This is a genomic window from Bradyrhizobium archetypum (assembly GCF_013114835.1).
Classification (GTDB): domain Bacteria; phylum Pseudomonadota; class Alphaproteobacteria; order Rhizobiales; family Xanthobacteraceae; genus Bradyrhizobium; species Bradyrhizobium archetypum.
Window position 1 is genome coordinate 1 of record NZ_JAAVLW010000019.1, and the last position, 12650, is coordinate 12650.

Annotated in this window: 9 protein-coding genes and 6 pseudogenes; 2 read left to right on the plus strand and 13 right to left on the minus strand. The window is 58.5% G+C overall.

Annotated elements, in window-relative coordinates; translation table 11 throughout:
• Positions 1-100 precede the first annotated feature (100 nt).
• The 5 genes and pseudogenes from HCN50_RS32255 to HCN50_RS32270 form a co-directional block, all read right to left on the minus strand.
• Positions 101-1020: pseudogene (locus HCN50_RS32255) on the minus strand (IS3 family transposase); the annotation flags it as partial.
• 183 nt (positions 1021-1203) lie between these two features.
• Positions 1204-1303: pseudogene (locus tag HCN50_RS34020) on the minus strand (glucose-1-phosphate cytidylyltransferase); the annotation flags it as partial.
• Entirely contained in the window at positions 1300-3147 is a 1848-nt protein-coding gene (locus tag HCN50_RS32260) for a hypothetical protein (protein WP_210265190.1), read from the minus strand. The pseudogene HCN50_RS34020 and the gene HCN50_RS32260, both read right to left, overlap by 4 nt.
• 159 nt (positions 3148-3306) lie before the next feature.
• Positions 3307-3584 (minus strand): annotated as a pseudogene (locus HCN50_RS32265) (transposase); the annotation flags it as partial.
• A gap of 208 nt (positions 3585-3792) precedes the next feature.
• The gene (locus HCN50_RS32270) at positions 3793-4107 is read right to left on the minus strand and encodes a hypothetical protein (RefSeq protein WP_171713913.1); all 315 of its coding nucleotides are present in this window, start codon (positions 4105-4107) and stop codon (positions 3793-3795) included.
• A 38-nt stretch (positions 4108-4145) separates the two neighbouring features.
• Between HCN50_RS32270 and HCN50_RS34905 the strand changes: the two genes are divergently transcribed.
• On the plus strand, positions 4146-4481 hold the full coding sequence (locus HCN50_RS34905; RefSeq protein ID WP_376700350.1) for a tyrosine-type recombinase/integrase: 336 nt from the start codon (positions 4146-4148) through the stop codon (positions 4479-4481).
• 384 nt (positions 4482-4865) lie between these two features.
• Positions 4866-5009: pseudogene (locus HCN50_RS32275) on the plus strand (transposase domain-containing protein); the annotation flags it as partial.
• 141 nt (positions 5010-5150) lie between these two features.
• On the opposite strand, the gene HCN50_RS32280 reads toward HCN50_RS32275, so the two are convergent.
• The 8 genes and pseudogenes from HCN50_RS32280 to HCN50_RS32315 form a co-directional block, all read right to left on the minus strand.
• Positions 5151-6203, minus strand: a complete 1053-nt coding sequence (locus HCN50_RS32280; protein WP_171713914.1) for an extracellular solute-binding protein — start codon at positions 6201-6203, stop codon at positions 5151-5153.
• A 71-nt stretch (positions 6204-6274) separates the two neighbouring features.
• Entirely contained in the window at positions 6275-7390 is a 1116-nt protein-coding gene (locus tag HCN50_RS32285) for an ABC transporter ATP-binding protein (RefSeq protein WP_171713915.1), read from the minus strand.
• A gap of 8 nt (positions 7391-7398) precedes the next feature.
• Positions 7399-8199 carry an ABC transporter permease gene (locus HCN50_RS32290; RefSeq protein ID WP_171713916.1) on the minus strand — a complete coding sequence of 267 codons (801 nt, stop codon included), beginning with the start codon at positions 8197-8199 and terminating at the stop codon, positions 7399-7401.
• Entirely contained in the window at positions 8189-9070 is an 882-nt protein-coding gene (locus HCN50_RS32295; RefSeq protein ID WP_171713917.1) for an ABC transporter permease, read from the minus strand. Before HCN50_RS32295 ends, HCN50_RS32290 begins: the two co-directional genes overlap by 11 nt.
• Before the next feature lie 54 nt (positions 9071-9124).
• Positions 9125-9694, minus strand: a complete 570-nt coding sequence (locus HCN50_RS34575) for a zinc-binding metallopeptidase family protein (protein ID WP_311968259.1) — start codon at positions 9692-9694, stop codon at positions 9125-9127.
• Positions 9695-9766: 72 nt separating this feature from the next.
• Entirely contained in the window at positions 9767-10543 is a 777-nt protein-coding gene (locus HCN50_RS34580; protein ID WP_311968260.1) for an amidohydrolase, read from the minus strand.
• Positions 10544-10955: 412 nt separating this feature from the next.
• Positions 10956-11892, minus strand: a pseudogene (locus HCN50_RS34025) (FAD-binding protein).
• Positions 11893-12634: pseudogene (locus HCN50_RS32315) on the minus strand (electron transfer flavoprotein subunit beta/FixA family protein); the annotation flags it as partial.
• Positions 12635-12650 lie beyond the last annotated feature (16 nt).

The following is a 12650-nucleotide window of genomic DNA, read 5'->3' on the forward strand; positions in this document are numbered from 1 at the left end:
CATGGCATCGGTCGCACTAACAGGCCGTATACATGAACGCACCCGACCGGTATCCAAAGTGCTGCTGAAATCCCTTGCATCCGCGGGGCCGTCTATACATGAAGCTCTCGATGAAGGCGTTCTGCATGGGCTTGCCCGGCGCGATGTACTGCCAGGCGACGCGGCTCTGATCGGCCCATGTTAGGATGGCGTTGCTGGTGAGCTCGCTGCCGTTGTCGCTGACCACCATCTTTGGCTTGCCGCGCTCAATCATCAGCCGGTCCAGCTCCCGCGCCACCCGGGTGCCGGACAGCGAGGTGTCGGCCACCAGCGCCAGGCACTCGCGGGTGCAATCATCGACGACGGTCAGAATGCGGAAGCGGCGACCATCGGTGAGCTGATCCGACACGAAGTCGAGTGACCAGCGGTCGTTCGGCGCCATCGGCACCGTCATCGGCGCCCGGGTCCCGATTGCGCGCTTGCGGCCGCCACGGCGGCGCACCGCGAGCCTCTCTTCCCGGTACAGCCGGAACAGCTTCTTGTGGTTGACAAGATAGCCCTCCCGCTTGAGCAGCACATGCAGGCGTCGATAGCCGAAACGACGACGTTCCTGGGCGATCGCCCTCATGCGCTGGCGAAGTCCCTCAGGTCTCGGCCGGCTCGTCTGGTATCTCATGGCCATGCGACAGCAGCCGATGGCTTTACACGCCCGCCGTTCGCTCATCCCGAAGGCGTCTCGGAGATGGGCGACAGCTTTCCGCTTGGTCGCGGGCGTCACCATTTCTTTCCCACGAAATACTTCAAGGCCGCATTGTCCAGCATGGCGTCGGCCAAGAGCCGCTTCAGCCGTGTGTTCTCGTCCTCCAGCGTCTTCAGCCGTTTGGCCTCCGACACGTCCAGCCCACCGAACTTGGCCTTCCATTTGTAGATGCTGGCGGCGCTGACGCCATGCTTGCGGCACAGATCGGCAACCGACACGCCGGCCTCGTGCTCCTTCAAAATCCCGATGATCTGCTCTTCCGAAAAGCGGCTGCGCTTCATGCTCTGGTCCTTGTTGTGGGCCAGAGAGAACTTCAAACTGGATCAAGCCCGTGGGGCAAGGTCAAAAGCAAAGTGCTTGCCCACGCATGACGGGCACCGGAAACGCAGAAAAGTAGATTGACGATCGCTACACCAAATATCCGGAAGAAGCCTACTAGTCGCGCTGATCCTCACACCCAGATTGATTGGCTTGCCGCCGATCTCGATCATGGGCTCGGGCCAAAGGTGGGTTTCCTCGGAGATTCGGGGTTCCAAGGCCACCCGCGAGGATCACAGCTTTCACCATTGGCTCCCTTTCTGGCTATCCGGCCGTTGTCGCCTGGCGTCACGGCAGGATTGCTCCGCCAGCGCAGCGGGGCGTACGGGCTTCAACAGGAACTGCTTGGCAGGATTTGAATAATCTACGTCAAATACGGGGGGCTCGAACGTAGCGGCAGCGACGTAGTCCGCCTGCCCGGCTCCAAAGGATGCCATGACACTGGCTTGGTCAAGATGACGCGGGCCATCCGGCTCGATCAGTACCCACGCTTTGGCCAGATCGGCGCAGTTCTCAACTCTGAGCGCTTCCATCGCGGCTGCGTTAGTGCCCGGATATCCCCCGAGCAGCCATGGCAGACCAAACCGATTCCCGAAGGCTACGTTCCCGCTGGGAAACGTCCCGATCAACCATGGTAGACCGAGCGCTCGCGTCTCGAGCACATACAGCAGGCCCGGCGAGTGGCCAGAGAGATCGACCACCGGGGTACCGACTGCAAGTCCGGCCGCACGAGCCTGGGCTCTGGCCGTGGCCAGATAGTCGTGGAAGGATTGCGAGAGCACCAATTTCCCACCACCTGGCAGCGCCATGACAGCGGTATAAGCGCGCAGATCTTTGACCTGACGGTGCGGGTTGAGAAAGCCACCATTGATGACTGATGCAGCGAGCAACTGTGCCAACACTGCCAGCGGCATTAGGGTGGCCACGCTGCGTTGCGCAAGAGGGCTCAGGAAGGCAACCACCGCGAGCATCCAGAACAATGCTTGCCTCGAACCGAGGTACCAGTAATTGAGATTGGAGCCTAGTGCGAACAGGTGCGGCAGGACCAAAAAGGTTAGCGCTAGAGCGATGCTGGTGGGAGCCTGGGTGCGCAGAACCAATCCCTCACGATAGAACATCGCGCCAAGGCATGTGAAGGCCGGCACCAGGAATAGGGTCGAGGACTCGATACTGATCGGGTCGGTCCCCAGCAGCGCAATCGCTATTGTTACGATCAACACCGCAGCGAGAGCCAGCGAGAGGAGCAACTTGTGCGTAGCCCCCATGAGAATGCTGAGTATAAGTGCTATCGCTAGTAACACAGCGATAGCGAGTTGCGAGCGACTGGTTGCGAGCCCGTCGATTCTAAACATGAGAGACACTTCGTGCCCGGCGCCCAACAGGATTTCAATCTCAGCGCTGTTGACCATACGGGTCACCAGCCCGGTGATGCCGCCGTCAACCAAGTAGGCGGTAACGATCAGTAGAGCAAGAGCGACCAGCGCCGCGCCAAGCATGGGCAGCAGCGACTTTCGGCGCAAAACGACGACATAGAGCACAACGACGAGGGCAATGGCCGCAGCGGTGGTTGGCTTGGCCATGAAGCAGCACCAGCCGCCAACGCCGACCAGGATCCACCCCAAGACCTGACAGATGCGCCCTAGCCCGTCGGCTAGCAGCAAGCCGATCATCACCATCAAGAGCGATTGAAAGGCCAGTGAGTAGTAGCTGGGGGTGGGCATCCACCAGTGAAAGTCGACTAATGCCAGGCTGGCGATCCCTGCCGAAAGCACCGCCGCATCCGGCCAGTCCGCTGTCCAGAGGCGCCGGATCACAAGGAAGCTGAGAATCCAGCCCAGCGACATGGTAAGCGTGGCGTTCGCCATGCGAAGCACTGCGATGTCGCCGCCCACCCACTGATATGGCCAGTGATAGACGAATCCGAAAAGGGACGGCGGCACATTGATTGTGTAGGCGAATGGGTTCGCGATGGAGTTGAGGTAGAAACCTTCGTCGTCGAGATCGAGACCGTAACTGCTGTAGTATAGTAGCCAAGCGAAAAGGATTGCTGTGGTTACGGCGGACAGGCTCAGCAAAATCTGATCCAGCAAGACTGACAACGTCCTTCCGTTGGCAAAGTCCTTATCTCTTGGCATAGGCCCGTTCCTGCTAGCCTCATAGACGAGGCCCGTTCCAACGGAGATCAGCCTCGAGGAACTTCTAACTGACCTGAGGCCCGCAATCTCCTCCAAGAATTGGTAGAGCCTGTAAAGCGAGCCCCACAGCCGCTCTATGAACACGTTGTCCATCCAACGGCCGCGGCCGTCCATCGAGATGCGAATGCCGGCTGCCGTCAGCATGTCGGTGAAGGCGGCGCTGGTGAACTGGCTGCCCCTGGTCTGTGTTGAAGATCTCCGGGGTGCCGAAGCAGGCGAGCGCCTCCTCGAGCGCCGCAGAACGAGGTGTCCATAATATTCGATAGCCGCACTGCCCGGCTCGCCCAGTCCATGATCGCCACGAGATAGAGGAAGCCGCGGCCGATCGGGATAACCGATGTGCGCGGTTTCGCGCCCATCTCGCGAACATCAATCCCGAGACAGAGGTACCGCGCGCCGGGATATTACAGCCTCTGAAGCGGGCCAAGCCCTATACCTACAGCGATGCGGAGATTAGGGCATTATTGACGGCGGCAATTTCCCTGCCTCCTGTAAACGGACTGCGCCGCTGGGCCGATGTCGATCTCGAGGAAGGCGTGCTCACACTCTGAAAGAGCAAGTTCGGCAAATCGCCTCGTGCCCTTGCATCCGACAACCCGCGCGGCTCTCCGCAGCTACGCCAAACGGCGGGATGCTCACCTCGGGGCGCGCTGCGGTGCGCACTTCTTCGTGGCTGAGTGCGGCGGCCGATTGCTGCACCAGTATGTTCATCGTGTTTTCTGGCGCTTGTCCCACGAGATCGGCCCACGACGCCTTGGCGACCATAGCGGGCCCCGCGCGCACGACTTCCGGCACCGCTTCGCCATCCGCACACTTCTCGGCTAGTATCGCGACAGGATCGATGTCGAGCAGCAACTTCCGGCGCTTTCCAGTTACCTTGGTCACACCTGCGTGTGCGGCACCTATTGGTATCTCTCGGCTTGTCCGGAGCTGATGGAAGAGGCGGCCCGGCGCCTCGATCGGCGCTGCTGCTCGCGGCCCAAACAGACTTGCGCCTCTCCGAGCTGATCAGCCTCGACAGGGAGGCCATCCATCTCGGCACTGGCGCCCATGTGCGATGCGTCGCCAAGGGTCGCTGGGAACGATGCACACCACTGACCTCGCACGCGCGGATCGCCCTCCATGCATGGCTCAAGGAACCGGCGAGCTGCGGCGCGAGGACGTTGTTCCCCAATGTTCATTGCGGGCGGCTCAGCCCAGACAGTGTCCAATCGCTCCTAGCTAAGTAAGTCCGCGTCGCCAGCGAAAGATGCTCCAAGCAGGTGTCGCCGCACGTGCTGAGGCACAGCGCTGCGATGGAGCTACTGCAAGCTGGCGTCGATTGCCCGGGGATCGGCGCTGTGGCTTGGTCATGAGTCGATCGAAACGACGCAGGCCTACCTGCATGCCCACCTCACACTCAAGGAAGCCGCCCTGCAAAGCTCAAGCCAAATCAGCGCCGGAAACAAACCTGCGTCCAGCCAAGTGACCGCCTGCTCGCCTTCCTTGAGGCGCTGTAAGACGCCAGACTATGCCGAATGGAACCGGGACGACGACCGGTTGACCAGCCGCAAGTACGCGCAAACAACGGGTTCTTCTCAAAACCATTCGACATAGCTCGGCAGTCGGCATAAACCGCCAAGCTCAACGACAACGATCCACAGGCTTGGCTCGCCGACGTCCTGGCGCGCATCGCTGCGCATCCAGTCCAAGGGCTCGACGGACTGCTTCCGTGGAACTGGCGCGACCGAAACAAGCGAGTCGAAAAGGCAGCCTGACTGACCGCTACGCCGCACGCTTACCAAAATTCCGCAGGGATTGAACTTGATCGTGTCGGCAAATTGGGTCCTAGACAACAGTAGATATATGTTTGAGCACCAAGCGGGGGCGGGCCGCCCCCTCAGCGCATCAGTGGTGTTTCAGCCGCGCAGAACTTTGTTCATACGCTCGGCTAGTTCGCCGCGCTGCTTCATGAGCGCTGCCCAGTCTACTTTTCGCTTCATTGCAACTCGCTCCGGCGAATTGAGCAGAATGTCGGGTAGCAGTTCGCCGAGAGCTACGTTGGTGGTCGCGCCAAAGCGGAATGCTTTTGGCAGTGCCAGTTGTCCTTGGTCAGACAGAGCCTGCTCGATATAGGCAAGAGCCGCCTCTCGATTTCGGCCACCCTTAACCAGATTCACGTAACTTGAGACCGCATAAATGCCTTCCTTCGGAACCACTGTCTGTATCGGCACTCCAGATTGCCGGAGCTCGTAAGCCCGTCCGTCCCAGAAAATTCCGGCCTGTGCCTCTCCTTGAGAGAAAAGCTGGAGTTGAGCGACGGTGCTATTCGGGGTCGCTACGACGTTATCCTTCGCTTCCGCGAGAAACTTAAAGGCAGGTTCCATGTTGGACACTGAACCGCCATTTGCTTCGGCAAGCGCGAGAAGGACGAGCGCCGACGCAGTAATAGTAGTACCCGGGATGGCGACTTTCCCTTTAAGATCTGAGCGTGCGATGTCGGCATAACCTGTAAGGGCCGGTTTGATGTTGTCGGAGTTAAACACCGGGACTAGGGACGAAACCGCAAATGGAGCCCCAAAATCATTAAACTCGCGGTATCCCGGGAGAATGCGCGAGACATTTGGAACATCGGAAACTTTGATCGGATCGAGAACATCGGCAGCAATGAGTTCTGGCATCAGGTTATTGTCAACCATCAACAGATCTACATGCGGATTGCCTTTATTCGAGATTAGCTTGACAACCTCACCTTGAACCGGCGCAGCAAAGTATTCGACCTTCAGTCCAGTCTTTTCTTCCAAGGGCTTGGCGACGCCTTCAATGAGCGCCTTATCATAATTCCCTCCGTATCCATTGATTCTGAGAGTGACACCGGAAAAACGCTTCTGCTGTGCATGAACAGCTGGAGCGGCGATGAGAGGTAATGCGAATGCTGCTGCAGTTGTTTTCAGAAAATCGCGACGTTTCATTTACTCCTCCTGCGGTTAGAATGAAAGATCGGCCCTCTAGGAGCGCCGGCGTGATAAGAATTACCCAGCGGTTAGATTGTGTTTTGCTTGCGCCATTCTTGTGCTTGCTGCGGCACGACGCGGACGCCGGCCGGATCAATCGCGACGTCGATAAGATCTCCTTGGTTCGGCTTCCTGCCGACCGGAAATCTTGCGTCCATCAAAAGTTTGTCGCTGCCGACCGAGAGTTGCAGACGACTTGTGTGACCGTGGTAGTCACTTGCATCGACATGAGCTCGGTAGCTCCGAAGAGTTGGCAGCTCTTCAGACCGTCGCACGTACTCCGGGCGAATGACGATAGTAGCAGTACCAGGGGAAGCGCTTGTCTGAAGCTGGAATCCCGCATGTGAGGTGAACTGACCATCCCCGTCGATGTTACCCTCGAGGAGAGCGCAACTTCCTATGAACTGAGCCACAAATCGAGAGGATGGCGCATCGTAAATCTCCTCTGGGCTGCCAATCTGCTCCACCAATCCTTGATTCATCACTACAATTCGATCAGCCAGGGTCAATGCTTCTTCCTGATCGTGAGTGACGAACAAGGTTGTCATATTGAGGGACCGAATAAGTCCATGCAAATCTTCCCGAAGCCGGACGCGCAGCTGGGCGTCGAGATTGGAAAAGGGCTCATCGAGAAGGAGCACTTTCGGCTGAAGTGCTAATGCTCTTGCGAGAGCGACGCGCTGCTGTTGGCCCCCGGAAAGAGCTCTGGGGTACCGGTCGGCGAGATGCTGCAACTCTACCCGACGAAGAATTTCCTGGACACGGTCCTGTCGCTCAGCCTTCTTCATGCCGATACTGATGAGACCGTATTCTACGTTCTTGGCTACAGTCATGTGCGGAAACAGGGCATAGTTCTGAAACACGATGCCGATATCGCGGCGATAGGCGGGAAGCCTTGTGACGTTCTGTCCCTCGATCAGGATTTCTCCGCCTGTCGGATCGATAAAGCCGGCCAGCATCCTCAACGTAGTGGTTTTACCGCAACCTGATGGACCCAGGAGGCAAACAAGCTCGCCTCGGCGGATATCCAAGGAAACGGCGTCGACTGCCTTCACCCCGCCATAGATCTTTTCAATGTTTCTAAACGAGACGACGAAGTCTTGCTCATTAGCGGGCGCGAACGCTCCTTTTGCGATGTTTTGCATTTGCATACCTAGATGACCGATCTCGATCCCGAGAGCCTATCGGCCAAGAAGATCGTGAACACAGTTACAAAGATGACGATGGAAGAGACTGCTGCGACCAGCGGATCGTAGTTTTGTTCAACATAAGTAAGAACGCGAATTGGGAGCGTAATCCGATCCTGGTAGCTGAGGAATACGGATAGGGTTACGTTTCCAAATGAGGTGACAAAAGCAAAAACCATTGCTGACATTATGCCCGGAAATAGCAACGGGATCGTGATGGTGCGGAACACCCTCGCCGGCGTGGCCCGTAAGCTCATCGCCGCCTGCTCGAGGTTGCGGTCGAACAAAACCATGCTCGCGGTCAAAGTTCGCACCACGTACGGAAGTGTAATCACGAGGTGGCCGAGCAGGAGACCGATGAACGTTTGGTTCAAGCCGATCCAGATCAAAAACTGCATGAGCCCGAGGCCCAATACGACCGTAGGGATCAGCAAGGGAGAAAGCAGAAATCCGCGAACAAAATCGCGGCCGCGGAAGACGTACCGATCCGTCGCAAATGTCGCAGCTAGCCCGATAATTAGCGAACAAACCGTCGCGAGCGCGGCCAATCTCAGACTTAGCCCGAGCGAGCTCATAAACAGCGAGCTTTCCCACACGGCAATGTACCAACGCAGCGAGAAACCAGGCGGAGGAAAGGTGAGCGCCGTGCCTGGCGTAAACGAAGTGGCAACGACAATTATGGCTGGCAAGAGCAGCATGACGTACACCAGCCAACGTACAACGACACCTGTGATGCTCAGCAGCCGATCTTGGATATCAACGGACATGGAGACCTCGAGCAAGCGGGCGGACAATCAAGATGCTAACGGTCGCCAAAGTCCCGAGACCGACTGCAAGCAGGATGAATGACATCGCCGCGCCAAATGGCCAGTTCAAGGTGATCAGGACCTCTTCATAAACCAGTCCGCCAATCATATGAGCCTTTGGTCCGCCGATAAGGCGGGGCGTGACGAATGCAGAAACTGTCATCACAAAGACAAGCGTAAAGCCGGAAATAATGCCGGGCGCGGCCAAAGGAATCACGATCTTCCAAAACGTCCTAAGGCGCTTTGCCCGAAGGCTCGTAGAAGCTTGCTCAAGAACGGGGTCAATCTGAAGCGCCACGTTCATGACAGAAAGTATCATGAACGGCAAGAATTGCTGTATAAGAACTACGATCACAGCAAATCGGTTGAAGAGCAGCTGTTTAGGCGTATCAATGAGCCCGATCCCCATTAGAATATTATTCACGAGTCCTTGCCGTCCAAGCAGAACGAGCCAACCGAAAACGACAACGACGAGGCTCAACGTTAGCGGCACAATAATCAGAATCATTCGGACTCGGCGTTGCGTCGGCGGCAATCTCGCGAGCGAGTATCCGACGGGAAAGCCGAGCAGAAGGCACCCGAGAGAAGTTATAAGGGCATAAACGATTGTCTCCAATAAGACGGAAACATAGAAGCTGTCTGCAAAGAACTTGTAGTATTGGTGCAGGGAGAATCCCGACGCACCGAGCGCACTGGTGCCCGGATAGAAGCTGGCTCTGAAAACCGACATCATCGGCAGTATCAAAAAGACGGCCAAGAGCATTACCGCAGGCGCGATGAGTAGCACGAAGCCCAATCTCTTGTTTTGGCTTTCAGCTGCCCATCGCGACATGCTTGATCCTAATATTTGTACTTTTATGGTGGCGCCGCCAGGTTGTGTCCGCCGTCAGGCGGACATTTCTAGTGCTGGCTTCGCTTCTGGGCCGACGGGATTCCTAAAAGGGTTTTCCTGCCGAAATTTTGCAAATGCACCCTTGGCTGTCGCAAGAAGTTCCGCATTGGCCATTAAGTCGGTGGCCAAGCCGGCCATGGCCGTTGCGGCCAGCGTCATACTCTTGTGGGCGGCTGGGGCTTTGCCTTGAGCGACCAATTGCCAAGAATGAAAAGGGGTACCAGCTGCAAAGCAGGCGGTGCGACACTGAACGGTAGGAACAACCCAACTTACAGTACCGACGTCGGTCGAGCCGATTCCGTCGGTAGATGCTGCATATAGTGGGGCAACTTGTTCTGACAGCGGTTCATCGCTTGCTGGAAGGCCGAACCGTACGTAAGCCACTCGAACATCATCACGCGAGAGGCTCTCTTGTATTTTCTTGGCGAATACCCGATCGGCATCATCGAAGCCCAGCCCTCCGAGTTGGAGTAGGTTCGTATGCATGGCTTCCTCTAATGGAGCGTTGGGTACAAGGTTGGCCTCGTCAGAAACCTGCTTAACCTCAACAGCAGTGTCGGTCATTAACGCGGCTCCGTCAGCGATCTTTTTGACGCGTTCAACCAACCTCCATTTCTGCGAGGTCGCGCGCCCTAACTAAATGACGTACGACAGCTCGCGCCTGGACAACTTAGGGGAAGTGCCTCCGCCATCGATCACGGCGTCGTGAACACGCGCAGAGGTCGGCATATGCTCTCGCATATGGTTGACGCCGAAATTCATGAGCTCCACGGTATCAAGCGCACTACGCCCGAGGTGGGGAGCAAGCGCCGCATGCGAAGCGCGGCCATGAAAAGTGAATTCTAGTTCGACGCAGGCCAATGAAACTGGATTGAGTACCCCCGTGAATGCCGTTGGGTGCCAGCTAATCGCTACGTCGACGTCATCGAATGCCCCATCCCGAACGAGGAAACTCTTGGAAGAGCCCCCCTCCTCGGCAGGGCCGCCATAGTACCGAATCCGCCCAAGGACCCCCGCCTCAGCGAGCCAGTTCTTGACTGCGACAGCGGCCCAGAGGGAAGCGGATCCCAGCATGCTGTGGCCACAACCGTGTCCCGCTCCGCCCGGAGTGATTGGCCGCTGGGCTGCCACGCCTGCTTCCTGGCTCAAACCGGGAAGCGCGTCATACTCTCCAAGAACGGCGATTACGGGACCGCCTTCTCCGGCTTCACCCATGATTGCAGTCGGAATTCCGGATAAATCTTCTGCAATCTGAAAACCATGAGCTTGGAGATGTTCTTTATGCTTGCTCGCTGCATGGAACTCTCGATAGTTGAGCTCAGGACGTTCCCAGATCTGATCGCTAAGTTCGCGGAAGCTGGACTTTAGATCTTCTACGCAATCCCAGACAGGCTTTGTGTCGCTCTTCAGCATTAGAGGCAGCTCCAGCAAGCATCAAACATATGATTCGGCAAGGCAACGGCGAACACCCAACCTGCGTTTTTTTCGCAGTGGCGGGCGCCCCGCGGTTATCCCACGAAGGATTCAGCACGGAATTTTCGCCTACCTTTTTGAGTTGTGGTACTCAATCGCGCTACGATACCGGCGAAGGTTGGGCGTATGACTGCGTATTGTTTGCGGTCTGAGATGAAATCCTGCGTTCAATCGAGTGGCGCAGAGAAAGTGCGGCAGCGAATATGCTCGTGCGGCGCTGATCCACAGGGATCCAATCCGGTAACGATATTCCTGCCATCCGGCGGCGACGGGGTCATGAAGCGACGTTGCCGCCCATAGTCGCGGGAGCGGACGGGCCGCCTGAGACGGCCCGGGAAAGGTGGATCATGCCTTACTTGCCAGCCTTTGCGAGTTCGGCGTCGAGCTCCGGCAGGACGGTGAAGAGGTCACCGACGAGGCCCAAGTCGGCGATCTGGAAGATCGGCGCCCCCTCGTCCTTGTTGATGGCGACGATGACCTTGGAGTCCTTCATGCCGGCCAGATGCTGGATCGCGCCGGAGCTGCCGTCCGCGATGTAGAGCTTCGGCGCCAAACCCCGCCGCGCTGCCTGCCCTGCCAGTCGTTCGGGGCGTAGCCGGCATCGACCGCGGCGCGCGAGTGACCATCGCGGTACCGAGCTTGCCGGCGACCGGCTCGATCACCTTGCCGAAGTTCTCGGCCGGCCGAGCGCCCGGCCGCCCGAGATGATGATCTTGGCGGAAGCGAGTTCCGGACGGTCGGACTTGGCGACCTCTTCGCCCTTCAAGGACGAGGTGCGGGGGTTTTCTGCCGGGACCGCCTCAACCTCAGCCGAGCCGCCTTCGCCCGCCGCAGCAAACGAGGCGGCGCGGATGGTCAGCAGCTTCTTGAGATCGCTCGCCTGCACCGTTTTGACAGCATTGCCGGTATAGACGGGCCGCTCGAAGGTGTCGGGCGCGACCACCTTCATCACAGCCGTGACCTGGATCACGTCGAGCAGCGCCGCGACGCGCGCAGCACGTTCTGACCGGTGGTGGTCGAGGGCGCGACGATCGCGTCGTAGCTGCCCGCGAGCTTGACGATCAGCGCGGCAAAAGGCTCGGCCAGCGCATGGCCGTAAGCGGCATCATCGACGAGCAACACCTTCTCGACGCCTGGAAGCTTGGGGTGGCATCGGGCCGCAGCCCTGGTGCCATCACCGGCGACGAGGAGGTGGACGGGAGCGCCGAGCTGGAGGCTGCGGTCAGCGCCTTGGCGGTGGTGTTCTTGAGCGAAGCGTAGTCGTGTTCGGCGATCAGGAGCGTGGTCATCAGATCACCCCCGGCGGTCTTGACCTTGGAGACGAGTTCGGCGGCGCTCGCCACCTTGACGACCGCGAAGCGGCCGGCGGGCTCGACCGTCTTCAGCACCTTGAGGCGGGGCGAAACATCGACGCCGAGCGCCTCAGCCGTGGTCTCGTCGAGCAGCTTCTTCTTCGCCTTCATGATGTTGGGCAGCGAGGCATAGCGCACCTCGTTCAGGCGCAAATCCGTGGTGACGATCGCCGGCTGCTTCAGCAAAACCGTCTGGAGTCCGCCATCGACCGCGCGAGTGACTTCGACCGAACCGCCGCCGACCACCATCTTCGACGCAAACGTGCCCTGCGGCCAGCCGAGCAGCGCCGCCAGCATCTGGCCGATCTGGTTGGCATCGTCGTCGATCGCCTGCTTGCGGAGGATGACCAGGCCGGGGTTCTCCTGCTCCAGGCTTTCTTCAGGAGCATGGACGCGGCAAGAGGCTCGACCACGCCATCGGCCTTGACGAGGACGCCGCGGTCGGCCCCATGGCAAGGCCGGCGCGGATCGTCTCCGCCGCCTGCGCCGGGCCGATCGACAACCACAAGGCTCGCTCGCCTTGCTCGCTTCCTTCAGATCAGCGGCTCCTCCACGGCGATCTCATCGAACGGGGCCATCGACATCTTCACGTTCGCAAGCTCGACGCCTGAACCGTCCGCCTTCACGCGGATCTTCAGGTTGTAATCAACACCCGCCTGACGGGCACCAATAGCTTCATCGTTCAAAATCGTTCG

Excerpts from the sequence above, each read along its gene's own strand:
- HCN50_RS32280 (WP_171713914.1), bottom strand. The coding sequence starts at position 6,203 with ATGAAACGTCGCGATTTTCTGAAAACAACTGCAGCAGCATTCGCATTA.
- HCN50_RS32285 (WP_171713915.1), bottom strand. The coding sequence starts at position 7,390 with ATGCAAAACATCGCAAAAGGAGCGTTCGCGCCCGCTAATGAGCAAGAC.
- HCN50_RS32290 (WP_171713916.1), bottom strand. The coding sequence starts at position 8,199 with ATGTCCGTTGATATCCAAGATCGGCTGCTGAGCATCACAGGTGTCGTT.
- HCN50_RS32295 (WP_171713917.1), bottom strand. The coding sequence starts at position 9,070 with ATGTCGCGATGGGCAGCTGAAAGCCAAAACAAGAGATTGGGCTTCGTG.
- HCN50_RS34575 (WP_311968259.1), bottom strand. The coding sequence starts at position 9,694 with ATGACCGACACTGCTGTTGAGGTTAAGCAGGTTTCTGACGAGGCCAAC.
- HCN50_RS34580 (WP_311968260.1), bottom strand. The coding sequence starts at position 10,543 with ATGCTGAAGAGCGACACAAAGCCTGTCTGGGATTGCGTAGAAGATCTA.